Genomic DNA, 23,292 nt, shown 5'->3' with positions numbered 1-23,292 from the left:
TAGCTTAGCTAAATACGGGTTTTTTTATGTGTATTGGTTTGATTACGACAGGTCTCCTTTTATTGCATCGTTAGATAGCATAAAATGCCTCGTTCATTAGCACAGTAGGTAAAACGGTAATTATGCGAGTAGCACTTGGAGTTGAATACAACGGCGCACGTTATAGTGGTTGGCAGCGTCAATCACATGTAAATAGCGTACAGCAAGAAGTAGAAAAAGCGTTGTCGCGTATTTGTAATCATCCTGTTGAAGTTATATGTGCAGGGCGTACAGATGCTGGTGTGCACGGTACAGGCCAAGTAATACACTTTGAAACGCAAGCTGATCGCGATATGGTCGCATTTACACTAGGTATGAATACTTTAATGCCTAAAGATATTGCTATTCGCTTTGCCCAACCGGTTGCTGATGACTTTCATGCCCGTTTTAGTGCTACAGCTCGTCGTTATCGCTATGTTATTTATAACTCCCCCCTACGAGGTGCGGTATTAAACGAGGGTGTTACGCATTTTCATCATCATCTTGATGAAACAAAGATGCAAGAGGCGTGTCAGTACTTAATAGGTAAACACGATTTCACCTCTTTTAGAGCGATACATTGCCAAGCGAATACACCGACAAGAACAATTCATCATCTGTCGGTACAGCGCCAAGGTACTTACGTTATTATTGATATTAAAGCGAATGCATTTTTACATCACATGGTACGTAATATCACAGGCAGCTTAATGGATGTTGGTTTACATAAACAACAACCTATATGGATAAAAGAGCTACTCGATTGTAAAGAACGCGCAAAGGCCAGTGCTACCGCTAAGGCTGCTGGTTTGTATTTAGTGGATGTTGACTACCCTGAGCAATTTAATATTCCTCAAACACCTCTAGGCCCTTTATTTTTGCCTGATATAGATGTGGTATAAGTACTTTTTATGAGCACTTTTAACTACTAAGACCAGTTTTTTATACCGCGTTAGTGTAATTCATGTTTTAATTGAAAAAATTTGTCTGCTAATTGCTATTAGCAGGCTCGCGACACAGAACAGTATTAAGAGAGTTGCAAATGAGTTGGCTAGAAAAAATCTTACCTAAAACGACAAAATCATCAGGTCGTAAAGAAATCCCAGAAGGTGTTTGGGCTAAGTGTACATCGTGTGATTCAATTTTATATAAAGCTGAATTAGAAAAGTCATTAAACGTATGTCCTAAGTGTGACCATCACATGCGTGTTAGTGGCCGTAAGCGCCTAGAGCACTTTTTAGATGAAGGTGATCGTCAAGAGCTTGGTACACAACATGAGCCTAAAGACATTCTTAAGTTTAAAGATTCTAAAAAGTACTCTGACCGTATCAGTGCAGCCCAAAAAGCAAGTGGTGAAAAAGATGCACTTGTAGCTATGAAAGGCCGATTAAAAGGTATTCCAGTGGCAGCGGTAGCATTTGAGTTCTCATTTATGGGTGGTTCAATGGCTTCTGTTGTTGGCGCTCGCTTTGTTGATGCTGTTGATCAATGTTTAGAGCATAACATGCCGCTTATTTGTTTTTCTGCATCAGGCGGAGCACGTATGCAAGAAGCGCTTATGTCGCTTATGCAAATGGCTAAAACAAGTGCTGCACTTGCAAAAATGACGGAAAAAGGTCTTCCATTTATTTCAGTAATGACCGACCCGACAATGGGTGGTGTATCTGCATCACTTGCTATGCTGGGTGATATTAACGTTGCTGAACCTAAAGCGTTAATTGGTTTTGCAGGTCCTCGTGTTATTGAGCAGACTGTTCGCGAAACATTACCTGAAGGTTTTCAGCGTAGTGAATTTTTGCTAGAACATGGTGCAATTGACATGATTATTGACCGCCGTGAAATGCGCGATACCCTTGCACGCATTTTAGCTAAATTTATGAACTTGCCTTCTACGGAACAAGAGCATAGAGTAGCGTAAATTTCAGCTTTACTGATTACACGCTATGACAAAAACAATTCCTAGCCAATCATCAAGCCTTGATGATTGGCTTTTTTATTTAGAAAGTGTTCACCCCGCTAACATTGCAATGGGCCTAGAACGAGTTGCTAATGTTGCCAACAATATTGGCCTTTTAAACACTCCAAGTAAAATTATTCTTATTGCCGGTACAAACGGTAAGGGTACCACTGCACGTTGCTTAGAGTCGCTATTGCTAGCGCAAGGTTTTAGCGTGGGTACTTACGCATCTCCTCATTTAATTCATTATAACGAGCGTGTACGAGTTAATGGCGAAGAACTGGCAGACCAACTTCATATAGATGCTTTTCACCAGCTTGAGCAAGGCCGTAAAGACACTCCTTTGACTTATTTTGAATATGGTACTTTGGGTGCGTTGGCAATTTTTAAACGCTGTAAGGTCGATTATGTATTACTAGAGGTTGGTCTAGGCGGGCGCTTTGATGCTACAAATATAGTAACTCCCTTTGCAAGCGTGATCACCACTATCGATTTAGATCATAAAGAGTACCTAGGTGATACACGAGAGTTAGTGGCTTATGATAAAGCCGGTATTTTTCGTGAAAATACGCCTGCTATTATAGGGGATTTAAATATTCCTCACACAATGACTGATTACGGCAAAGAAATTAATGCCAATATGACGTTGTCGGGCAGTGACTTTATTTTCAAAGAGAATGCTGAGAGCTTTAATTGGCAATATAAAGAACATAATCTTGTAATAGATAAGCCAGCAATACCGTGTCAAAATGCAGCAACTGCGTTAACTGCGCTAAGTGTTTTAAGCTTATTACCTAGTGAGCAAGTCATACGAAATTGCCTCGCTAATTTAGTTGTAGAAGGGCGGTTTCAGCAGTTAAGCGCTGAGCCTTTAGTCTTTACCGATGTAGCACATAACCCTGAGTCGGCGCGTTATTTAGCCAATAAGTTATCAAGCTATAAAGATAAAGGCTTTAAAATTCATGCATTAGCCGCTATGCTTGCTGATAAAGATAAAGTGGGTGTACTTAAAGAAGTAAGTCACTTGGTCGATGAGTGGTCATTAGCGAGCTTAAGTGGTCCGCGAGGCGACACTGCAAGTAATTTACAAAATGCGCTGCAGGGTATATCTCATCATAATACTATCAATAGCTATGATAGTGTGGCACAGGCACTGAGTGTAATTTTACCAAAACAACAAAGTGATACTATGTTGATTGTATTTGGTTCATTTTTTACAGTGGCCGGCGCTATTAATTACTTTAAAAAATAGAGAGGATGTCGGTGAACTCAAGTTTTATTAATCGCTTAGTCGGAACAAGTATAGTAGTGATCGCAGCAATTGTGTTTATCCCTAATATACTCGATGGCGAAAAAGTGCATTATAAAGAGGGCTTTAAAGCGATACCTGATCGCCCTGAGTTCAAAACAATCGATCTTCAAGAGTCAATTGATGAAAACATGGCTAATGCTGAGCCACTAAAACAAGATGAAATTGAAGATATTCAAGCTGACGATGAAGCTTTTGAGCAGCAAAACGCTATGGATGAGAGTGACTACGCTGTAGAGAATAAAGTTGTTGAAGCGACTATTGAACCCAAAGCTACACCGATCACTAAGGCACCGGTTCAGGCTAAACCAAAACCTATTGCGCCTCGTAAAAGTGATGAAAACCTAACAAGTATGGCTTACGTTATTCAATTAGGTAGTTTTTCACATGTTGCAAATGTAAAAGCATTACAGGCTAAATTAAAAGTTGAAGGGTTTAAAACGTTTACTAAACCGATTAAAACCCCAAATGGGACGTTAACCAAGGTATTTGTTGGTCCTTCGCTTGATAAAAATGAATTACAAAAGCAGCTTCCCCAGCTGAAAGAGCTTACTAAATTAAATGGTAAAGTTACGCAATACGAAGTAACAAAATAATTAAAAAAAGGCTTGTATCACAAGCCTTTTTTTATTTATTTATATTTGTTTTTATCATTATCTTTATCTCACAATACCCATTCTATAATGTTAATTTTTTGTATTGACTACAGCCCAGTAATCTCCCGTTTAAACTTGCATACTAACGATGTTTGGGTATAGAATGCGCCCCAAATTAGCGACTAATTGGTTCTTATGATCTGGGTTGATTACGCCATTATTGGCATCATTGCATTGTCTACCATCATCGGTTTAATACGCGGCTTTGTAAAAGAAGCAATGTCATTAGCGGTATGGGCTGGCGCCTTTATCATCTCTAGCTTATTTTACCAATATTTAGCTTCCTTCCTAACAACCATTTCTGAACCCCTTTTAAGAAATGCTGCGGCCATAGCCATATTATTCTTTGCGACGCTACTGTTAGGCGGTTTACTAAACTATATTTTAGGTGAGCTTGTACATCGTACTGGTTTATCGGGTACCGACCGTGTCTTTGGCATAGTGTTTGGTGCTCTACGAGGCGTGTTGGTCGTGAGCGCGTTACTCTTCTTTCTTGATGCTTTTACTGGTGCACCCAATACGCACTGGTGGGGCAATTCTATTTTGATTCCAGAATTTGGCTTTGTTGTTGAATGGTTCTTTTCGTACCTAGAAAACAACTCGAGCTTTTTAAATTCAGTAAACCGTTAATCGGCGAGGATAAATTACATGTGTGGTATCGTTGGAATAGTCGGAACATCCCCTGTGAATCAGGCGATTTATGATGGCTTAACTGTTTTGCAGCACCGTGGTCAAGATGCCGCGGGTATCATTACCATTGAGAATAATACGTTTAGCTTGCGCAAAGCAAATGGCTTAGTGAAAGATGCCTTTCACACACGTCATATGAAACGACTACAAGGTACAATTGGTCTTGGCCATGTGCGCTATCCTACAGCAGGATCTTCAAGCTCATCTGAAGCACAGCCTTTTTATGTTAACTCACCGTTTGGTATAGCACTTGCCCATAATGGCAACCTTACTAATGCAGAAGCTTTAAAAGAGCAGTTATTCTCAGAAGCACGTCGTCACGTTAATACAACATCAGACTCTGAAATTTTACTTAATATCATGGCACATGAATTAAGCAAATCTGATAAGTTGCATTTAGACCCTGAAGATATTTTTACTGCGGTAACCGAAGTAAACAATAAAGTAAGCGGTGGTTATGCAACTATTGCTATGATTATCGGCCACGGCATTGTTGCTTTTCGCGACCCTAATGGTATTCGCCCACTTGTATTTGGTAAACGCGAAACCGAAAAAGGTACTGAGTACATGTTTGCCTCAGAAAGCGTTGCGTTGAAACCGGACGGTTTTGAGTTTGTACGTGATGTAGCCCCTGGTGAAGCTATATATGTTACAGAAGAAGGTGAATTCCATTCACTTAGTTGTGCTGATAAGGCATCTTACTCGCCGTGTATTTTTGAATTTGTTTATTTTGCTCGACCTGACTCAACAATAGACCGTATGTCTGTGTACGCAACACGGGTAAACATGGGGACTAAACTAGGCGAAAAAATTGCACGTGAATGGGCTGATAAAGATATTGATGTAGTTATCCCAATCCCAGAAACTTCATGTGATGTAGCACTGGAAATTGCACGTGTGCTTGATTTACCGTATCGCCAAGGTTTTGTTAAAAACCGTTATATTGGTCGTACATTTATCATGCCTGGCCAAGAGATGCGTAAAAAATCAGTGCGTCAAAAGCTAAACGCAATTGATCGCGAGTTTAAAGGTAAAAACGTATTATTAGTTGATGACTCAATTGTTCGTGGTACAACATCAGCACAAATTGTTGAAATGGCCCGAGAGTCTGGCGCTAAAAACGTTTACTTTGCATCAGCTGCACCTGAAATACGTTTCCCTAATGTGTACGGTATTGATATGCCTTCAGCAGCTGAGCTTATCGCTCACGGACGTGAAGTTGAAGATATTAATGCAAGTATTGGTTCTGACGGTTTAATCTTTCAATCGTTAAAAGATTTAATTGCTGCGGTTAGCCAAGAAAATCCTGAAATTACTAAGTTTGAAACTTCAGTATTTGATGGCCAATATATTACTGGCGATATTGATCAAAACTATTTAAATCGTATTGATAAGCTACGTAACGATTCAGCAAAAAGCACCCGAGAAAGTGCGATGTCTTCAGGTTTAGAAATACACAACCAAGACGAAAACGAAGCTGATTAATGATTAGTTAATAAAAAGTCGTTACACAAAAAAAAGGAGCTAATTAGCTCCTTTTTTGCGAAGGAAAGAAAGGGAACATTTCTATCAAACATGACTCTTTTTTTAGGTGAAATTTATTAAGTAAACATTGGGCTAACAATCCCATTAGTCCAAAGCATAGCTGTTACAGCTAAAATAATAACCAGTAATATTAATCCACACGTTACTACCGAGCTGGCGTAAATAAAGCCACGCTCTTCTGGGATATGCATAAGTATTGGTACGCCGGTGTAGAGTAAATAAACCGAGTAAGCCAGTGCAATAATTCCAATACACACTACAAACCAAAGTACAGGCCAAAAAGCGGCGAGTGCCGACATAAACACTGGTGTTGCAGTATATGCTGCAAGTTCAAGTGTTTGTGTAAATGTAGGTTTAGAGCCAAATGTAACCGCCATCCAATGGGCTAAATACGCCAATGCAAAAACACCCGCTATTAAAGCAAAATACATTGCACCTGCAATTAGCAGTGCACTATCGTGCGTTAAAAATACGGGATTGCCTGCACCTATACTCCATCCTAAATAAACAGATGAGTAGTAGCCCATTATTGAAGGAAATAAAGCAATCAGTAAAATATGCGACAAACTATAGGTTAAACTTTCATGGCGATTATCTATTGTTTGCCATTCTTCAAGTGGGTGAGCATAAATGCCCCAGAGGTGATTTAGTATCATAGTACTTACTCCATAAAAGGAACGTATTATTGTTTTGGTTGGTTTATTTTTATACAGTCTATGTACAGTTATGGTTCACTTATTTTGCAAAGTCAAGTTAACTCGTTATTAACATTTAGACGCAGATAAGGGCTTTGATTTATCCCAAGCAAAATTTCGTGTTAAAATAACGGTCTATCAAATTTATTTAGTAATGAGCAGTCAACGTGCCACATAGCCAACTTTTAGAGCCGATTAATAACTTTTTATTGTGTACCACCCCAGAGCAATGGGTGGAGCAAGCAATTAAAAAAGAAAACTTATCAGTCATTTTAATAGATCACTTAATTTGTGAATTAAAAGCTTCTCAAAGTGCATTATTCTTACTTAAACGTTATGCCTTAACGCCAGAAGGGGTAGAGCAGTTAACAGATCTTATGAAGCCTTACGAGCAATTTGCTTATAAGAGGATAGGTAATACTGAAACGCTTAAAGGGATGAATGTTTTATCAAAGTCGATTAAAGCTCGTTCAGACTGTGCTTATGGTCAGGATATGGTCGATAAGATGGTTCTATTGATAAGAGAAGAGTTACATCACTTCTATCAAGTATTAGAGATTATTGAAGAAAACAATATTCCTTACGATCCAATCCCAGCATCTCGTTATGCTAAAGGTATGCTTAAAAATGTTCGTACTTATGAACCCGAAGCTCTAATTGATAAATTAATCATAGGAGCATATATAGAAGCACGTTCTTGTGAACGTTTCGCTAAAATAGCACCCCATCTTGACCCTAAAATAGGTAAATTCTATTTATCTCTACTTCGCTCGGAAGCTCGACACTATCAAGATTATTTAGCCCTAGCGGAACAAATATCAGAAGTAGATATAACAGAAAGAGTCGCTTTCTTTGCGGATATTGAAGCTGAACTTATTCAGTCTCCCGATATCGACTTTAAATTTCATTCAGGCAAGCCTAGTTAATAACCACGAAGTGTTATTAACTTTAGTCGTAGTGATAGCTTTCTAACTAATTGTAAATATGTAAATATGTAATATTATAATTTACACATTAAAAATTTCGATGGAGTGATAATGCACGCAAAAGCTACTTTTATTTTTTGGCTGACATTAATTTTATATTTAGTAACATTATTCACTGTTACCTATGTTGGTGTTTATTTGACGTATGGTGCAATACCAGTATTAATCCTTTCTGGTTTGGTTATGAGATTTTCAACTCCTAAGCCAAAACATAAAAAAATTATTGATGATAGCAAGTCAGCTATAAATCAGATTGGTAAAACTACAAATGATATTTTAGAGGGGGCTAATAGTTTACTTGATGGTTTTAATAAATCGTTAGGTGAATATAATGAAATAAACGCCTTAGTTCAGGAAAGGGCAGCTTCTTATAAAAATAAAATCCAAGCTCTTAAACTAGAAAAAGTTCCGTTTGAAATTAAAGCTAAATATGCAAAAAAACCATCAGAAAAATTAGACATTGAACAAAAAATAAAACAAATAAATGAACAAATAGAATCAAATAAACAGTCTGTTGAACATATTCGTCAAGCTTGTGAATTAGAAGTAAAGGTCAAGTAATGGCTACTTTATTTCCTGATTTATCTGTCATAAATAAACTTAAAGTTTCAGCTACAGATGGTGAACTTTATTTATGTACATTTCTTAAAGAGAATTTAGGAGATGACTTTGATATATTTTTTAATCCCTACCTAGATGGTGATAGGCCAGATATTATTATATTAAAGAAAGGCTGTGGGGCGATAATTGTTGAAGTTAAAGATTGGAACTTAGACTGTTACACAATAGATCAAAACAACCAATGGAGTGTTGAACACTCTAGAGTTAGATCTCCTTTTTCTCAGGTTTTTAAATATAAATCTAATTTCTTCGATTTACACTTACCAACACTTGGTTTGAAAGAAGCTTTGAACAAGTCATTTTTTCGAGTTATTAGTTGCTTTGTCTATTTTCATCTAGGCACTAAAGAAAAGTTTAAAACTAAGTATGATATTGCACTTTCTCAGATTAATAATGAATTAAACATCAATAATGATGACTTTAAAAATAAGAAAATTAATCACGGCTCTTATGAGAAAAAACGACTATTTCTTCAAAATAAAAAGTCACAAGTAAATAGAGATTTTAATTTATTAATTACAAAAGATAATGTGAATAAATTACTTAATAAGATAAAGGACTTATCATCAAATCAATTATTCACCGATGAAATATACAGTGAATTTGTAAGGAGGTTGAACCCTCCAGAGCAAGTTTTAGAGCAGGGGGTAAAGTTAAATTATGATAAAAAACAACTAAAATTAATTGATAGTATTAACGAGTTTAAAAAAGTTAAAGGGGTCGCTGGCTGTGGCAAAACAACCGTGATTGCTAAACGTGCTGTGAATGCTTATAAACGCCATAACTCACCTATCTTAATTTTAACATTCAATATTACCCTTAAACATTATATCAAAGATAAAATAAGTGATGTGAGAGAGGGGGTCGAATTTAATAATTTTGAAATAACAAATTATCATCAGTTTTTTAACTCTCAACTTAATAACTTAAATATTGATATTAGTGAATTTTTAGAAAAACAATATGCTAAAAACTTATCGCAAGAAGACGTTTTTGATATTTTATATAAAACAGACTTCTTTAAAGGTTTGGAAATAGAAAAATACCACACTATCTTATTAGATGAAATTCAAGATTATGAATCTGAATGGGTGAAAATAATAAGAGATAACTTTCTTGAGACTGATGGAGAGATGTTACTGTTTGGAGATCAATCTCAAAATATTTATGAAAGAGAAATTAACAAAAGGGAATCATCAATAGTCCAAGGCTTTGGCCGTTGGGTTAAACTTACAAAGTCATATCGTTCAGATATTGATTCACCGTTAGTCAATTTATTTAAGAAGTTCCAGCAAAAATTCCTGATTGAGAAGTATCAAGATAGTGAAATATTTGACTCTGAATTAAGTCAAAGCGCAATTAATTTCGATATATTGAAATACCACACTATTCAAGATTTAGAAGACTCAAAAAAGCTTTATCTTGCAATTGTTGATAGCATAAAAGTTAATAAATTTATTCCTAATGACACAACTATCTTATGCTCAAGTATTGAATTGTTAAGGAATTTGAATTCACTTTTCAATATTAATGAAAAAACAATGATTATGTTTGAAAATTTGGAGGAATATTATCAAATTATTGGGGTTAGTGAAGATACGCCAATAAATGAGAAGATCCAGAAAGAGAGACTTTTGAAAAAGGATTTGGAAAAAATACGAAGAAGGAAGAAAAATTTCTTTATGCAAAACTCTGGTTTGATTAAAATTTCTACGACTCATAGCTTCAAGGGATTAGAATCACCCAATGTATTTTGTATTCTTCAGGATAATGATAGTCCTGAGATTATTTATACAGCTATGACACGAGCAAAAAAGAATTTAATTATATTTGATACTACTAATAGTACCTATTCTGATTTTTTCGATAACCAACATCTATAAGATAATAATCCCAAAATTGGTAAGTTTTATTTATCTTTACTTCGATCTGAATCACGACACTATCAAGATTATTTAGCCCTAGCGGAACAAATATAAGAAGTAGATATAACCGAAAGAGTTATCTTCTTTGCAGATATTGAAGCTGAACTTATTCAATCACCAGATACAGACTTTAAATGTTATTCAGGTAAGCTAATTTAATTTTAAAGTACAATCTCTTTAATAACAGGGTGTTACTTAAATATGCAGTAGTATGCACACCTATGCTTTAAATGAATTAAAAGCAGCTCAAAGTGCGATGTTTTTAATACGTAAATACGCGGTAGATAAAGAGGGTAGTGATGCATTACTCGAGTGGCTAAAGCCATTTGAAACGCTTATTTACAAGCGAGAAGGGAATTGGCGCGATCTGGCTGCTAAAAATAAGCTCACTAAATCAATAATTCCTAAATCGAGTTCTCCATACGGGCAAGGTCTAATCGATAAAATGGTTTTGCTGATAAAAGAAGAGCTGCATCACTTTTATCAAGTGCTCGAAATTATGGACGAGTACGGTGTTGAGTATCAAAGTATTACACCATGTCGTTACGCAAAAGGCATGCTCCGTCATGTTAAAACGTTCGAGCCCGATGCATTAGTCGATAAGCTAATAGTAGGCGCTTATATTGAGGCGCGTTCGTGTGAGCGTTTTGCAAAGCTTGCACCGCATGTTGACAAACGTTTAGGTGATTTTTATATTTCGTTGTTACGTTCAGAAGCGCGTCATTACCAAGATTATTTAACTTTAGCGCAAGAAATTGCTGATTTTGATATTACCGATCGCGTAAACTTTTTTGGTGAAAAAGAAAAAGAGTTAATTTCGACAACCGATACTGATTTTAAATTCCACAGCGGTGTTCCCACTGTTTAAATACCCTCATTTTCTTTTAAAAAATTAATATATTCTGCTATTTTCTGATTGCTGAAATTATGTTTTTTCATAATTTTAGCAATGCGTCCATTTTTAGTTATTATATCAATTCCTCTATTAAATTTTTGTAAGTATTCTTTGGCTCTATAATTTGATTTAGAGACAACTAAATATAGTTTATGAGAAGCAAGATCTGGCGATAAGTACTCAATATTATTATCATCTGAATCTTCGGTTTTAGTGTGTTCAAGCCAATAATTTCCAACCTCTTTAGTACCCGCGACTAAATCAATACGCCCTTGTTGTAGGAAATATAAGCTTGTAGGAAGGCTTTTAGTGGACGTTATTGCCAGCTCCGTATTTCTAGCAAACTCTTGGCTTACAACGGCATTGTCTTCTATACCAATACTATAAGGTGTTAATGATTGAACTGTACCGTCGAAATTAATAACACTCTCTTTTCGTTTGAAAACTCCTGAGTGAGCAACTGCAAGTGGACGAGAGTAGTAAAAAACTTCATTTCTTTTTAATGAATAAAAAGCACCTAAAATAGCGGTTTTTCTATTTTTTTCTAATAGCTTTAAAGCGCGATCCCATGTCGTGAATTCTGGTTCGCTATTAATACCTTGCGTTTTAAGAGCTGATTCGGCTATTTCATATAGCCAGCCATTACTAGGTAGGTTTTCGCTAAAATAGGGAGGATAGTTTTCTGTAACAATTTGCCATGTTTGCTTGCTAAATACTTGTGTAGGAATGGCAATTACTACGATGAAAATTAACAGCTTAATCATTCAACCTCTCACTATTATTCATATATATAGATAAATAATAGTCAGAATTTTAAATTATGCGAAAGGCGTGCTAATTAATTCTTGTGATTGAGGGGTAACGACTAAATAAGAGCCTTGGGTATACCAGTCACCTAGCACTGTGCGAGTAAGTGTTTGTTCATTAACTTTATACGTATGAACATTAGGGCGGTGAGTATGACCATGAATCATATTTGTAACGTTATGTTTGGCAAAGGTGGCAAGTACAGCCTCATCGACAACGTCTAAAATTTCGATAGGTTTATCAGCTTGGCTTAACTTACTTTTTTCGCGGGCATTACGCGCTATTTTTTTACGATACCAAAGCGGCATTGCAAGCATCAATTTTGGCCACCACCAACCACGGCTCTTTTTACGAAAGTTTTGATATTCAGTGTCTTGAGTGCACATTTCGTCGCCATGTAAAATAACGGTAGGCGTGCCATATAAATCAATGACCGTTTGTTCATCGAGTAATGTCATTGCGGCCATGTCGGCATATTGCTTGCGCATAATGAAATCACGATTGCCATGTATAAAATAAACAGGTGTGCCACCATCATTAACGGCGCTTAAATGTTTTGCTACATCGGCACTCAGTGCAGTAATGTAGTCATCTCCAACCCATACTTCAAAAAAATCACCCAAAATATAAAGTGCATCTACATCTTTATTTAATATATGTGTATTTAAAAAGTCAAAAAATGCAGCGCTAATGTCGGGGCGGTTTTCGCTTAGGTGTAAATCTGCAATAAAGTAAGTTTGGCGAGTCATAGGTCAGTCTATTTTAGTTTTAAAAAAACGGGCATATACTAATAGTATACACCCGCTTATATACTCACATAATATGAGTAAACGTTACTAGTTAACAGTAACGCTTTCGATGATCACATCTTCAAGAGGTACGTCTTGGTGAAAACCAGTACTACCTGTTGCAACTGCTTTAATCTTATTTACTACGTCCATGCCTTCTACTACTTCAGCAAAAACACAATAACCCCAACCTTGCGATGTTTCGCTGCTGTGGTTTAAAAAGTTGTTGTTGTTCACGTTAATGAAAAACTGTGCTGTAGCTGAATGAGGATCAGGTGTACGTGCCATAGCTAAAGTGCCTACTTTATTAGACAGGCCATTATTAGCTTCATTTTGAATTGGGTCGTTTACTTCTTTTTGTTCCATACCTGGAACAAAACCACCGCCTTGAACCATAAAACCATCGATTACACGATGAAAGATAGTGCCGTTGAAAAAATCAGCATTTGCATACTCTAAAAAGTTTTTAACTGTGTTTGGAGCTTCTTGCTCAAACATTTTAATGGTGATGTCACCAAAATTAGTGTGTAGAACAACCATGTGTTTTCCTATATCCGGTTTAAATATTGGCGCTATTTTATCGTAGTTGGCTAAGATTAACAAAGTAGATGTTTGGTTTGTTATAAAGCGCTAGAGCAGGGGCTTTTCAAGTGGTAACATAACTGTTCAAGTAAATAGTCAAGGACTCAAAGTAAATGGTAAATATATACAACACACTCACGCGACAAAAAGAGCAATTTAAACCTATGGTCGAAGGAAAAATCGACATGTATGTGTGTGGTATCACCATTTATGATTACTGCCATATTGGACACGCTCGTACTTTTGTAGGTTTTGACGTAATTGTGCGCTACTTACGCCATATTGGTTACGATTTAAAATATGTACGTAACATTACAGATATCGACGATAAAATAATTAAACGTGCGAACGAAAATGGTGAGTCAATAAACGACTTAACTGTGCGCATGACTAAAGCGATGCATGAAGATTTTGATAGCCTAAATATGCTACGCCCAGATATTGAACCAACAGTTACAAGCCATATGGATGAAATTATCGTTATGGTTAAGCGCTTGATTGAAAAAGGCCATGCCTATGTCGCAGCCGACGGCGATGTTTTGTTTGATGTATCAACGTTTGAGCAATACGGTGTACTTTCTCAGCAAGATTTAACTATGTTGCAATCAGGCTCTCGAGTTGAAGTAGCGCAAGATAAAGACGATCCACTTGATTTTGTGTTATGGAAAAAAGCAAAAGCAGGTGAACCATCATGGTCATCACCGTGGGGTGAAGGGCGTCCGGGTTGGCATATTGAATGTTCGGCAATGAGCTCAAAGCACTTAGGTGAGCATTTTGATATTCACGGTGGGGGGTCTGATTTACAGTTTCCACATCATGAAAACGAAATTGCCCAATCGTGCTGTGCAAACAACGGCAAGTATGTAAATACATGGATACATACTGGCATGGTTCAAGTAAACAAAGAAAAAATGTCTAAGTCGTTAGATAACTTCTTTACAGTGCGTGAAGTTTTAAAAGCATACGATCCTGAATCTGTTCGTTACTTTTTAATTTCAGGTCATTACCGCAGCCAACTAAATTACTCACAAGAAAATTTAGACCAAGCGCGTTCATCACTTGAGCGCATTTATACAGCGCTTCGTGATGTCGAACCGGTAGAGTGCGATTTAGAAGGTAATGAGTTTGTTGCTAAATTTAGAAAAGCAATGAATGACGACTTTAATACACCAGAAGCACTACCTGTGTTGTTCGAACTTGCTAAAGAATTAAACCGCGTAAAAGAAAGTGACACAGTTCAAGCTGGGCAACTTGCGTTTATATTACGCAGTATTGGTAACGTTCTAGGTGTTGCTCAACAAGCACCGGAAGCCTTTTTACAAGGCGGGCAAGATGACGACGAAGTTGCGACAATTGAAGCATTAATTGTGAAACGTAATGAAGCACGTACGAGTAAGAACTGGGCTGCTGCTGATGAAGCACGTGATGCGCTTAATGCATTAGGTGTAATACTTGAAGATTCAGCCGGTAAAACAACGTGGCGTAAAGCGTAAGCGTTTAAAGTAATTCACGTTCAACTAAAAAAGGGTTGCCAAATGGCAACCCTTTTTTGATTTTTTAACAGCTTAGCTGTGATATTTCTCACACGCTTCAAGTGTGTTTTCAATTAAGCTCGCGACCGTCATCGGGCCAACGCCACCTGGTACAGGTGTAATGAAATGCGCTTTTTGTTCAGCCACACTGTATTGAACATCACCGACTAATTTACCCGTGTCTAAACGGTTAATGCCTACATCGATGACTATAGCGCCTTCTTTTATCCAATCTCCAGGTATAAATTCAGGTTTACCTACAGCCACAACTAATAAGTCAGCGCGGCGAACATGCGTTTCTAAGTCTTGAGTAAACTTATGGCATACAGTGGTAGTACAACCCGCTAATAAAAGCTCTAACGACATTGGACGACCAACAATATTTGACGCGCCAACGACAACTGCATGCATCCCTTTATAACGTACACCCGTTGAATCAAGTAATGTAATAATACCTTTAGGGGTACATGGGCGAAGGGCAGGCATACGCTGTGCTAATCGACCAATGTTATATGGATGAAATCCATCAACATCTTTATGTGGGGTAATGCGTTCTAAAATCTTTTCAGCATCAAGACCTTTTGGCAGTGGTAACTGCACTAAAATTCCATCAACTTCGGCATCATTATTTAGCTCGTCAATTAAATCTAAAAGAGTTTGCTCTTGCGTGTCTGCTGGTAAATCAAATGATTTGGAGATAAAACCTACTTCTTCACAGGCTTTACGTTTTGAACCAACATAAACTTGGCTTGCTGGATCAAGTCCAACAAGTACTACTGCAAGTCCTGGTGCACGTAAACCATTTGCTACACGTTCACTTACGCGTTCTGCTACAGCGCTACGTACTTGTTTTGCGATTGCCTTACCATCAATGATGTTTGCCGTCATGGGTGACCTTTAATTGGGGTTAATTAACTAGATACCGATACTCTAAAAACGAATGCATAATAAAATAGGGGTAAAAATGCTAATAAAGAAAACATACTCTTTATTTAACTCGTTTTATAATGTGCCTACTATTTTCGCAGAAAAGCATAGCAGCGCCAAGTTGCTTTTAATGTATATAACATTTGAGTTATTAAATAGTTTAAATTTCAGCCTACTATTGTAATATTTAACCATTGTGCACTAAAAATGAGCACTTGATTGGTTTTATTAAAAAAACGTTTGACCTAACCCCGTCAAATCACTATTATGCACCCCGTTGTCAACGAGGTCACTCGCTAACAATAATAAGTTTCGGCGATTAGCGCAGTTTGGTAGCGCACTTGGTTTGGGTCCAAGGGGTCGCAGGTTCAAATCCTGCATCGCCGACCATTTTTATAATTTATTATAATCGAATAGCTTATTGGTAAACTATGAAGTTTTCGATGCGCCCATAGCTCAGCTGGATAGAGCAACGCCCTTCTAAGGCGTGGGTCGAAGGTTCGAATCCTTCTGGGTGCACCATTTGAAAACATGTAAATATAGCGGTGATTGTAGCTCAGTTGGTAGAGCCCCGGATTGTGATTCCGGTTGTCGTGGGTTCGAGCCCCATCAGTCACCCCATTTACAACGAATATCGGCGATTAGCGCAGTTTGGTAGCGCACTTGGTTTGGGTCCAAGGGGTCGCAGGTTCAAATCCTGCATCGCCGACCATTTTCTTAAAATGGTCTTAAACTCTCAGTTTAAGTGTTCAGTATGAAAAAAGAAGTTAACTCTTCAATATCGGCGATTAGCGCAGTTTGGTAGCGCACTTGGTTTGGGTCCAAGGGGTCGCAGGTTCAAATCCTGCATCGCCGACCATTTTCTTATCTAATAAGAATAATAAGTAAATTCCTCTAAGTTATAAATCTAAATCTGTTAGCCTATAATTCTATTAAATAATTTCTACTTTAATCCATTCAATGCCTAGTTAGCCTGTTTTTTATTCAGTTAGTCTCTATAGTCCCTTATCTAGTCCAAATAATTGCCCCCTATACTCGACTATCATAAATATTAGGTTATAATGCCGCGTCTATTGTTTAACATAGTGCCCGAAGGGCAAAGCAGCAATGGTATCTCATGGTAGCGACGGATGCTTTTAAGTGTGAAAAACCGCTTAAACTTTATCAAGACTCATGCAGATCACTTTGTTTGTAAAGGAAGGCGAACAGTCGCCAAAATTGAATATTGAGGTAAATCATGCAAGTTTCTGTTGAGACGACCCAAGGCCTTGAGCGCCGTATAACTATCACCGTTCCTTCAGAGAACGTTGAGACCGAAGTAAAAAAACGCCTACAACAACTGTCAAAAACACAGCGTATAGATGGTTTCCGTGCTGGTAAAGTTCCAGTATCTGTAATTAACAAGCGTTTTGGCCCTGCAGTTCGTCAAGAAGTTGCTGGCGAAGTAATGCAACGTAATTACATTGAAGCAATCGTTTCTGAAAAAATCAATCCAGCTGGCGCGCCTACATTCGCACCTAAATCACTTGAAGCAGGTAAAGATTTAGAATTCTCAGCAACGTTTGAAGTTTACCCTGAAGTTGAAGTTCAAGGTTTAGATAAAATTACTGTTGAGAAACCAGCGGTAACAGTGACTGACGAAGATTTAGCTAACATGCTAGAAACACTTCGTAAGCAACACGCAGCGTGGGCTGATGTTGATGCAGCTGCTGGCGAAAACGACCGTGTAACAGTTGATTTCGTAGGTACTATCGACGGTGAAGTATTTGAAGGCGGCAAAGCTGAAGACTTCCCATTAGAACTTGGCCAAGGTCGTATGATCCCAGGTTTTGAAGATAACATCGTAGGTAAAAAAGCAGGCGAAGAAGTAGTTGCTGATGTAACTTTCCCTGATGATTACCACGCTGAAAACTTAAAAGGTAAAGCAGCTCAATTCACTATCACAGTGAAAAAAGTTGAAGCGCAAGAATTACCAGAATTAAGCGAAGAGTTTGCAACTAAATTCGGTGTTACCGAAGGCGGCGTAGACGCGCTTAAAGAAGAAGTTAAAAAGAACATGACACGTGAGCTAGACCAAGCGGTTAAAGCAAGCGTTAAAGACCAAGCAATCAAAGGTCTTTTAGCTAACAACGAAATCGAAGTGCCTAAAGCACTTGTTGATCAAGAAGTTGATGCTCTACGTCAGCAAGCAGCTCAACGTTTTGGCGGCGACGCTCAAAACATGCCAGAGCTTCCAGCTGAATTGTTCCACGAGCAAGCTGTAACACGTGTTAAAACTGGCCTTTTATTAGGTGAAGTGATTAAAGCTAACGAGATTAAAGTTGATGACGCTAAAGTTGAAGCATTAATCGCAACGGTAGCTTCTGCATACGAAGATCCAACTGAAGTAGTAGAATACTACAAAGGTAATGATCAACTTATGCAGCAAATGCGTAATGTAGCAATGGAAGAGCAAGCTGTTGAAGCTATTTTAGCTAAAGCAGTTGTTACTGATGTTGAAAAAGCATTTGATGACATCATGAATCCACAGCAAGGTGCTTAATAAGTCATTGACTTAAGCTCTCGCTAACGATTAAATGGCTCGTGCTACTCTGTTTATACAGCGTGCCCGGGCCATTTTAGTTTTTGGCTCTAAATTTGCGAAAAACGATAACTATGCTTCCTTATAATAAGGATAAGTATAAGCGCATAAGGAATTAAATAAGTATGAATACTGGTATTACAGATCCCCTAAATGCATTGGTCCCAATGGTTGTTGAACAAACACCAAAAGGCGAGCGCTCGTATGATATTTATTCGAGATTATTAAAAGAGCGTATTATCTTTTTAACAGGTCAAGTTGAAGACAACATGGCAAATCTGATTTTAGCGCAAATGCTATTTTTAGAATCAGAAAATCCTGATAAAGATATCTTTTTATACATCAACTCACCAGGTGGTTCAGTAACTGCGGGTATGGCTATTTACGACACAATGAACTTCATCAAACCAGATGTAAGTACAATATGTGTAGGTCAAGCTGCAAGCATGGGTGCTTTTTTACTTACTGCTGGCGCTAAAGGTAAGCGTTTTTGCCTACCAAACTCACGTGTGATGATTCACCAACCATTAGGTGGTTTCCAAGGTCAAGCATCTGACTTTGAAATACATGCTAAAGAAATTCTGTCTATTAAAGATAAGCTTAACCGCTTAATGGCTGAGCATACAGGCCAACCATTAGATATTATCTCTAAAGACACAGATCGTGATAACTTTATGAGTGCCACGCAAGCTGTAGATTACGGCTTGGTAGACTCTGTGTTTACAAATCGCGACAAAAAGTAAGCGCTTGGCGAACAGGATTGCCTGTTTGCCACTTTGAGTTACTATGCGAAAACCAATAAATTTTGGTATAGTTAAAGCGTATTGAAATAGCCGCCAACAGTTTTGGTGGCCAACGTAATAAAATGAGGTAGCTGAATGTCTGACACTCCTACAGACGGCGACAAAAGTAATAAATTGTTATACTGCTCTTTTTGTGGCAAAAGCCAACATGAAGTGCGTAAATTAATTGCAGGCCCTTCAGTATACGTTTGTGATGAATGTGTAGAGTTGTGTAACGATATTATCAGGGAAGAGATCAAAGACATTGCTCCTAAGCATGATACGTCTGACAAACTACCTGTACCAAAAGAAATTCGTAAACACTTAGACGATTATGTTATTGGTCAAGATCATGCTAAAAAAGTATTGTCTGTTGCCGTTTATAACCATTATAAACGCCTACGTAACCAATCGACTAAGCAAGACATTGAATTAAGTAAAAGTAATATTTTGCTTATCGGCCCAACAGGTAGTGGTAAAACATTACTTGCAGAAACATTAGCGCGTCTACTTGATGTGCCGTTTACTATGGCCGATGCCACTACATTAACCGAAGCAGGTTATGTAGGTGAAGATGTTGAAAACATCATTCAAAAGCTTTTACAAAAATGCGATTACGATGTTGAAAAAGCGCAACGTGGCATTGTTTACATTGATGAAATTGACAAAATTTCTCGTAAATCAGATAACCCGTCAATTACACGTGATGTATCGGGTGAGGGCGTTCAACAGGCGCTACTTAAACTGATTGAAGGCACCGTTGCTTCTGTTCCACCGCAAGGTGGTCGTAAACATCCACAACAAGAGTTTTTACAAGTAGATACGTCTAAAATCTTGTTTATTTGTGGTGGTGCATTTTCAGGCCTAGATAAAGTAATTGAGCAACGTAGCCATAAAAATACCGGTATCGGTTTTGGCGTTAGCGTAAAAGAATCTGCGGCGAGTCGTTCTTTAAGTGAAACTTTTAAAGACGTAGAACCAGAAGATTTAGTTAAATACGGCTTAATTCCTGAGTTTATAGGTCGTTTGCCAGTAGTTGCTACGTTAACAGAACTTGACGAAGCTGCTCTTGTGCAAATATTGAGTGAACCTAAAAACGCGATTACTAAACAGTTCTCAGTATTGTTTGGTATGGAAGACGTTGAACTTGAGTTTCGCGATGATGCCTTAGCTGCGATTGCCCACAAAGCAATGGAGCGTAAAACAGGTGCACGTGGTCTTCGTTCAATCGTTGAAGGTGTGTTACTTGATACTATGTACGAACTTCCTTCAATGGATGACGTAAGCAAAGTGGTTATTGATGAAACCGTTATTAAAGGTGAGTCAGACCCAATCTTGATTTATGAAAATAATAAACAAGATAAAGCTGCATCAGAATAGTTTTTAAGCTATTTGAATGAAAAAAGGAGCCTTAGGCTCCTTTTTTTATAATTAATTTAATCGAGTATGGGAAAATTGTTGAACTTTAATTAGGTTATCCCCATATACTTGAGTAATCTTTAAAATAAATGAAGTGCGAAGAGAAACTATAATGACGCTTGAGAGAACCGACCGAGTCGAAATCCCAGTCCTTGCACTGCGCGATGTTGTGGTATACCCGCACATGGTGATCCCGCTTTTTGTTGGCCGTGAAAAATCAATAAAATGCCTAGAAGCGGCAATGGACAAAGACAAACAAATTTTCTTGGTTGCACAAAAAGATGCAACTGTAGATGAACCAGAGCAAGATGATATTTATCGTATCGGTACTATTGCCACTGTACTTCAGTTATTAAAATTACCAGACGGTACAGTTAAAGTTTTAGTTGAAGGTACACAGCGCGCACAAATTGAAGAATTTGTAGATAACGATGACTTTTTTGTTGCTAATGCTCAATTTATTGAATCTGATTCGGTAGACGAGAAAGAACAAGATATTTTTATTCGTAGCGCAATTAGCCAGTTTGAAGGCTATGTAAAGCTAAACAAAAAAATTCCACCTGAAGTACTAACTTCAGTTTCAGGTATTGATGAGCCAGCACGCCTTGCCGATACAATGGCAGCCCATATGCCGCTTAAAGTACCTGAAAAGCAAAAAGTGCTAGAAATTTCAAGCGTTACAGAACGTCTTGAATATTTAATGGCATTAATGGAAGGCGAAATAGACTTACTGCAAGTTGAGAAGAAAATTCGTACCCGCGTTAAAAAGCAGATGGAAAAGTCTCAGCGCGAGTATTACCTCAATGAGCAAATGAAAGCCATTCAAAAAGAGCTGGGTGAGCTTGACGATGTACCTGACGAATTTGAAGCACTTAAAAAACGCATCGAAGAATCGGGTATGCCAGCAGAGGCACAAGACAAAGCGACGACAGAGCTTAATAAGCTTAAGATGATGTCGCCAATGTCTGCAGAAGCGACTGTAGTGCGTTCATACATTGACACATTAATTAATGTGCCATGGAAAAAACGCTCTAAAGTGAAAAAAGACTTAGCGGGCGCGCAAAAAATTCTTGATAGCGATCACCACGGCTTAGATAAAGTAAAAGAACGCATTATTGAGTACCTCGCGGTACAACAGCGTACTAATAAGCTTAAAGGGCCAATTTTATGTTTAGTTGGGCCTCCAGGTGTTGGTAAAACATCACTTGGTCAATCTATTGCACGTTCAACTGGTCGTAAGTATGTTCGTATGGCGCTTGGCGGCGTACGTGATGAAGCTGAGATTCGTGGTCATCGTCGTACATACATTGGTTCAATGCCAGGTAAGCTAATTCAAAACATGACAAAAGTGGGCGTTAAAAATCCATTATTTTTGTTAGATGAAATCGATAAAATGTCATCAGACATGCGTGGCGACCCAGCATCAGCACTATTAGAAGTGCTTGATCCTGAGCAAAACAGCCACTTTGCCGATCATTACCTTGAAGTAGATTACGATTTATCTGATGTTATGTTTGTAGCAACATCAAACAGCTTTAACATTCCTGGCCCATTACTGGACCGTATGGAAGTTATTCGCTTATCGGGTTACACCGAAGATGAAAAGCTAAACATTGCAAAAGAGCACTTAATTACTAAACAAGTAAAACGTAACGGCTTAAAAGAGTCTGAAATAGTTATCGAAGATAGTGCAATTATTGGCATTATCCGTTACTACACACGTGAAGCGGGTGTACGTAACCTAGAGCGCGAAATTTCAAAACTATGCCGTAAAGCAGTTAAAAATATCTTACTTGAAAAAGACACTAAAACAGTGACTATCAATCAAGATAACCTAGAAGACTTTTTAGGTGTGCAACGCTTTGATTATGGTAAAGCTGAAGATGGCGACCGTATTGGTCAAGTTACAGGTTTAGCATGGACAGAAGTTGGCGGTGATTTGCTAACAATCGAATGTGCGGCTGTACCAGGTAAAGGTAAACTTACTTATACCGGTTCACTGGGCGATGTGATGCAAGAGTCGATTCAAGCGGCAATGACGGTAGTACGTAATCGCGCAGATACATTTCGTATTAATAGCGACTTTTACGAAAAACGTGATATTCACGTACACGTACCTGAGGGCGCAACACCAAAAGATGGTCCTAGTGCGGGCGCAGCAATGGTAACAGGTCTTGTATCTAGCTTAACGGGTAACCCTGTACGAGCAGATGTTGCAATGACCGGTGAAATTACGCTACGTGGTGAAGTACTTCCTATTGGTGGCTTAAAAGAGAAATTATTGGCGGCGCATCGTGGTGGAATTAAAACAGTAATCATTCCAAAAATTAACGAACGTGACTTAAAAGAGATTCCAGAGAACGTGCTGGCAGGTCTTGATATTCACCCTGTTACTTGGATTGACGAGGTGTTAAAGCTTGCTTTAGTGCATCCTGTTGAGAGTTTTTCGGTCGAAACACCTAAAAACCAAGAAAAAAGCTAAAAAAAGTGCTTTTTAGGGCTTTTCAAATCTAAACGGTATGATAAGTTAAGCACTGGTTTTCAAGCCTAGCCCTTATGGGGCGTAGGCTTAAGAAA

20 protein-coding genes, 5 tRNA genes and 1 pseudogene are annotated in these 23,292 nt (G+C 38.0%); 21 read left to right on the top strand and 5 right to left on the bottom strand.

Features of this window, described 5'->3' with window-relative positions; genetic code table 11:
* Positions 1-122: 122 nt before the first annotated feature.
* The 6 genes from truA (at position 123) to purF (ending at position 6,115) form a co-directional block, all read left to right on the top strand.
* Complete coding sequence (gene truA / locus AAEY68_RS04800; RefSeq protein WP_007584098.1) at positions 123-920, top strand: tRNA pseudouridine(38-40) synthase TruA; 798 nt, start codon at positions 123-125, stop codon at positions 918-920.
* Positions 921-1,060: 140 nt separating this feature from the next.
* Entirely contained in the window at positions 1,061-1,936 is an 876-nt protein-coding gene (accD, locus tag AAEY68_RS04795) for an acetyl-CoA carboxylase, carboxyltransferase subunit beta (protein ID WP_007376856.1), read from the top strand.
* A 25-nt stretch (positions 1,937-1,961) separates the two neighbouring features.
* The gene (gene folC, locus AAEY68_RS04790) at positions 1,962-3,227 is read left to right on the top strand and encodes a bifunctional tetrahydrofolate synthase/dihydrofolate synthase (protein WP_350585605.1); all 1,266 of its coding nucleotides are present in this window, start codon (positions 1,962-1,964) and stop codon (positions 3,225-3,227) included.
* Between the two features lie 11 nt (positions 3,228-3,238).
* Positions 3,239-3,880 (top strand): SPOR domain-containing protein, encoded by a 642-nt coding sequence (locus tag AAEY68_RS04785; protein WP_024590975.1) that lies wholly within the window; start codon positions 3,239-3,241, stop codon positions 3,878-3,880.
* A 195-nt stretch (positions 3,881-4,075) separates the two neighbouring features.
* The gene (locus tag AAEY68_RS04780; RefSeq protein ID WP_007376853.1) at positions 4,076-4,570 is read left to right on the top strand and encodes a CvpA family protein; all 495 of its coding nucleotides are present in this window, start codon (positions 4,076-4,078) and stop codon (positions 4,568-4,570) included.
* Between the two features lie 18 nt (positions 4,571-4,588).
* On the top strand, positions 4,589-6,115 hold the full coding sequence (purF, locus tag AAEY68_RS04775; protein ID WP_007580920.1) for an amidophosphoribosyltransferase: 1,527 nt from the start codon (positions 4,589-4,591) through the stop codon (positions 6,113-6,115).
* Positions 6,116-6,231: 116 nt separating this feature from the next.
* Here the strand turns inward: purF and AAEY68_RS04770 are convergent, their stop codons facing one another.
* A complete protein-coding gene (locus tag AAEY68_RS04770; RefSeq protein WP_007580923.1) occupies positions 6,232-6,831 on the bottom strand; it encodes a Yip1 family protein in 600 nt (199 codons plus the stop codon).
* Between the two features lie 206 nt (positions 6,832-7,037).
* Here AAEY68_RS04770 and miaE (AAEY68_RS04765) point away from each other — a divergent pair, with 206 nt between their 5' ends.
* The 5 genes and pseudogenes from miaE (AAEY68_RS04765) (at position 7,038) to miaE (AAEY68_RS04745) (ending at position 11,270) form a co-directional block, all read left to right on the top strand.
* Positions 7,038-7,796: a tRNA isopentenyl-2-thiomethyl-A-37 hydroxylase MiaE gene (miaE, locus tag AAEY68_RS04765; protein ID WP_350585604.1), complete on the top strand. Its 759-nt coding sequence runs from the start codon at positions 7,038-7,040 to the stop codon at positions 7,794-7,796.
* Positions 7,797-7,907: 111 nt separating this feature from the next.
* Positions 7,908-8,417: a hypothetical protein gene (locus AAEY68_RS04760; RefSeq protein ID WP_350585603.1), complete on the top strand. Its 510-nt coding sequence runs from the start codon at positions 7,908-7,910 to the stop codon at positions 8,415-8,417.
* Positions 8,417-10,360: a nuclease-related domain-containing DEAD/DEAH box helicase gene (locus AAEY68_RS04755; protein ID WP_350585601.1), complete on the top strand. Its 1,944-nt coding sequence runs from the start codon at positions 8,417-8,419 to the stop codon at positions 10,358-10,360. Before AAEY68_RS04760 ends, AAEY68_RS04755 begins: the two co-directional genes overlap by 1 nt.
* 12 nt (positions 10,361-10,372) lie before the next feature.
* Positions 10,373-10,561 (top strand): annotated as a pseudogene (gene miaE, locus AAEY68_RS04750) (tRNA isopentenyl-2-thiomethyl-A-37 hydroxylase MiaE); the annotation flags it as partial.
* A 52-nt stretch (positions 10,562-10,613) separates the two neighbouring features.
* Complete coding sequence (gene miaE / locus AAEY68_RS04745; RefSeq protein ID WP_350585600.1) at positions 10,614-11,270, top strand: tRNA isopentenyl-2-thiomethyl-A-37 hydroxylase MiaE; 657 nt, start codon at positions 10,614-10,616, stop codon at positions 11,268-11,270.
* On the opposite strand, the gene AAEY68_RS04740 is transcribed toward miaE (AAEY68_RS04745), so the two are convergent.
* From AAEY68_RS04740 to AAEY68_RS04730, 3 genes are all read right to left on the bottom strand, one after another.
* Positions 11,267-12,061, bottom strand: coding sequence for a substrate-binding periplasmic protein (locus AAEY68_RS04740; protein ID WP_350585598.1), 795 nt, complete (start codon positions 12,059-12,061; stop codon positions 11,267-11,269). The two genes, miaE (AAEY68_RS04745) and AAEY68_RS04740, sit on opposite strands and share 4 nt — an antisense overlap.
* 54 nt (positions 12,062-12,115) lie before the next feature.
* Entirely contained in the window at positions 12,116-12,853 is a 738-nt protein-coding gene (locus AAEY68_RS04735) for a UDP-2,3-diacylglucosamine diphosphatase (RefSeq protein ID WP_007580929.1), read from the bottom strand.
* An 87-nt stretch (positions 12,854-12,940) separates the two neighbouring features.
* Positions 12,941-13,432 carry a peptidylprolyl isomerase gene (locus tag AAEY68_RS04730; RefSeq protein WP_350585596.1) on the bottom strand — a complete coding sequence of 164 codons (492 nt, stop codon included), beginning with the start codon at positions 13,430-13,432 and terminating at the stop codon, positions 12,941-12,943.
* Between the two features lie 155 nt (positions 13,433-13,587).
* Here AAEY68_RS04730 and cysS point away from each other — a divergent pair, with 155 nt between their 5' ends.
* Complete coding sequence (gene cysS / locus AAEY68_RS04725; protein WP_350585594.1) at positions 13,588-14,967, top strand: cysteine--tRNA ligase; 1,380 nt, start codon at positions 13,588-13,590, stop codon at positions 14,965-14,967.
* A 72-nt stretch (positions 14,968-15,039) separates the two neighbouring features.
* Here the strand turns inward: cysS and folD are convergent, their stop codons facing one another.
* On the bottom strand, positions 15,040-15,894 hold the full coding sequence (gene folD, locus AAEY68_RS04720) for a bifunctional methylenetetrahydrofolate dehydrogenase/methenyltetrahydrofolate cyclohydrolase FolD (RefSeq protein ID WP_002958348.1): 855 nt from the start codon (positions 15,892-15,894) through the stop codon (positions 15,040-15,042).
* A 352-nt stretch (positions 15,895-16,246) separates the two neighbouring features.
* Between folD and AAEY68_RS04715 the strand changes: the two genes are divergently transcribed.
* The 9 genes from AAEY68_RS04715 (at position 16,247) to lon (ending at position 23,197) form a co-directional block, all read left to right on the top strand.
* Positions 16,247-16,323 (top strand) — tRNA-Pro (locus AAEY68_RS04715).
* A gap of 55 nt (positions 16,324-16,378) precedes the next feature.
* A tRNA-Arg gene (locus AAEY68_RS04710) sits at positions 16,379-16,455 on the top strand.
* Between the two features lie 23 nt (positions 16,456-16,478).
* Positions 16,479-16,554: transfer RNA gene (locus tag AAEY68_RS04705), tRNA-His, on the top strand.
* 14 nt (positions 16,555-16,568) lie between these two features.
* Positions 16,569-16,645, top strand: a tRNA-Pro gene (locus tag AAEY68_RS04700).
* Between the two features lie 70 nt (positions 16,646-16,715).
* Positions 16,716-16,792, top strand: a tRNA-Pro gene (locus AAEY68_RS04695).
* Between the two features lie 378 nt (positions 16,793-17,170).
* Positions 17,171-18,475: a trigger factor gene (tig, locus tag AAEY68_RS04690; protein WP_007580935.1), complete on the top strand. Its 1,305-nt coding sequence runs from the start codon at positions 17,171-17,173 to the stop codon at positions 18,473-18,475.
* A 164-nt stretch (positions 18,476-18,639) separates the two neighbouring features.
* Positions 18,640-19,257: an ATP-dependent Clp endopeptidase proteolytic subunit ClpP gene (gene clpP / locus AAEY68_RS04685; protein ID WP_007580937.1), complete on the top strand. Its 618-nt coding sequence runs from the start codon at positions 18,640-18,642 to the stop codon at positions 19,255-19,257.
* Positions 19,258-19,392: 135 nt separating this feature from the next.
* Positions 19,393-20,676, top strand: coding sequence for an ATP-dependent protease ATP-binding subunit ClpX (clpX, locus tag AAEY68_RS04680; protein WP_002958344.1), 1,284 nt, complete (start codon positions 19,393-19,395; stop codon positions 20,674-20,676).
* Between the two features lie 151 nt (positions 20,677-20,827).
* The gene (lon, locus tag AAEY68_RS04675; RefSeq protein WP_024592760.1) at positions 20,828-23,197 is read left to right on the top strand and encodes an endopeptidase La; all 2,370 of its coding nucleotides are present in this window, start codon (positions 20,828-20,830) and stop codon (positions 23,195-23,197) included.
* Positions 23,198-23,292 lie beyond the last annotated feature (95 nt).

It is taken from the genome of Pseudoalteromonas sp. RB2-MNA-CIBAN-0110, assembly GCF_040309305.1.
Taxonomy (GTDB): domain Bacteria; phylum Pseudomonadota; class Gammaproteobacteria; order Enterobacterales; family Alteromonadaceae; genus Pseudoalteromonas; species Pseudoalteromonas arctica.
The sequence above is the reverse complement of the archived record's forward strand: the minus strand, read 5'-3'. Positions and strand labels throughout refer to the sequence as shown.

Excerpts from the sequence above, each read along its gene's own strand:
- truA (WP_007584098.1), top strand. The coding sequence starts at position 123 with ATGCGAGTAGCACTTGGAGTTGAATACAACGGCGCACGTTATAGTGGT.
- accD (WP_007376856.1), top strand. The coding sequence starts at position 1,061 with ATGAGTTGGCTAGAAAAAATCTTACCTAAAACGACAAAATCATCAGGT.
- folC (WP_350585605.1), top strand. The coding sequence starts at position 1,962 with ATGACAAAAACAATTCCTAGCCAATCATCAAGCCTTGATGATTGGCTT.
- AAEY68_RS04780 (WP_007376853.1), top strand. The coding sequence starts at position 4,076 with ATGATCTGGGTTGATTACGCCATTATTGGCATCATTGCATTGTCTACC.
- purF (WP_007580920.1), top strand. The coding sequence starts at position 4,589 with ATGTGTGGTATCGTTGGAATAGTCGGAACATCCCCTGTGAATCAGGCG.
- AAEY68_RS04770 (WP_007580923.1), bottom strand. The coding sequence starts at position 6,831 with ATGATACTAAATCACCTCTGGGGCATTTATGCTCACCCACTTGAAGAA.
- AAEY68_RS04760 (WP_350585603.1), top strand. The coding sequence starts at position 7,908 with ATGCACGCAAAAGCTACTTTTATTTTTTGGCTGACATTAATTTTATAT.
- AAEY68_RS04755 (WP_350585601.1), top strand. The coding sequence starts at position 8,417 with ATGGCTACTTTATTTCCTGATTTATCTGTCATAAATAAACTTAAAGTT.
- miaE (WP_350585600.1), top strand. The coding sequence starts at position 10,614 with ATGCACACCTATGCTTTAAATGAATTAAAAGCAGCTCAAAGTGCGATG.
- AAEY68_RS04740 (WP_350585598.1), bottom strand. The coding sequence starts at position 12,061 with ATGATTAAGCTGTTAATTTTCATCGTAGTAATTGCCATTCCTACACAA.
- AAEY68_RS04735 (WP_007580929.1), bottom strand. The coding sequence starts at position 12,853 with ATGACTCGCCAAACTTACTTTATTGCAGATTTACACCTAAGCGAAAAC.
- AAEY68_RS04730 (WP_350585596.1), bottom strand. The coding sequence starts at position 13,432 with ATGGTTGTTCTACACACTAATTTTGGTGACATCACCATTAAAATGTTT.
- cysS (WP_350585594.1), top strand. The coding sequence starts at position 13,588 with ATGGTAAATATATACAACACACTCACGCGACAAAAAGAGCAATTTAAA.
- folD (WP_002958348.1), bottom strand. The coding sequence starts at position 15,894 with ATGACGGCAAACATCATTGATGGTAAGGCAATCGCAAAACAAGTACGT.
- tig (WP_007580935.1), top strand. The coding sequence starts at position 17,171 with ATGCAAGTTTCTGTTGAGACGACCCAAGGCCTTGAGCGCCGTATAACT.
- clpP (WP_007580937.1), top strand. The coding sequence starts at position 18,640 with ATGAATACTGGTATTACAGATCCCCTAAATGCATTGGTCCCAATGGTT.
- clpX (WP_002958344.1), top strand. The coding sequence starts at position 19,393 with ATGTCTGACACTCCTACAGACGGCGACAAAAGTAATAAATTGTTATAC.
- lon (WP_024592760.1), top strand. The coding sequence starts at position 20,828 with ATGACGCTTGAGAGAACCGACCGAGTCGAAATCCCAGTCCTTGCACTG.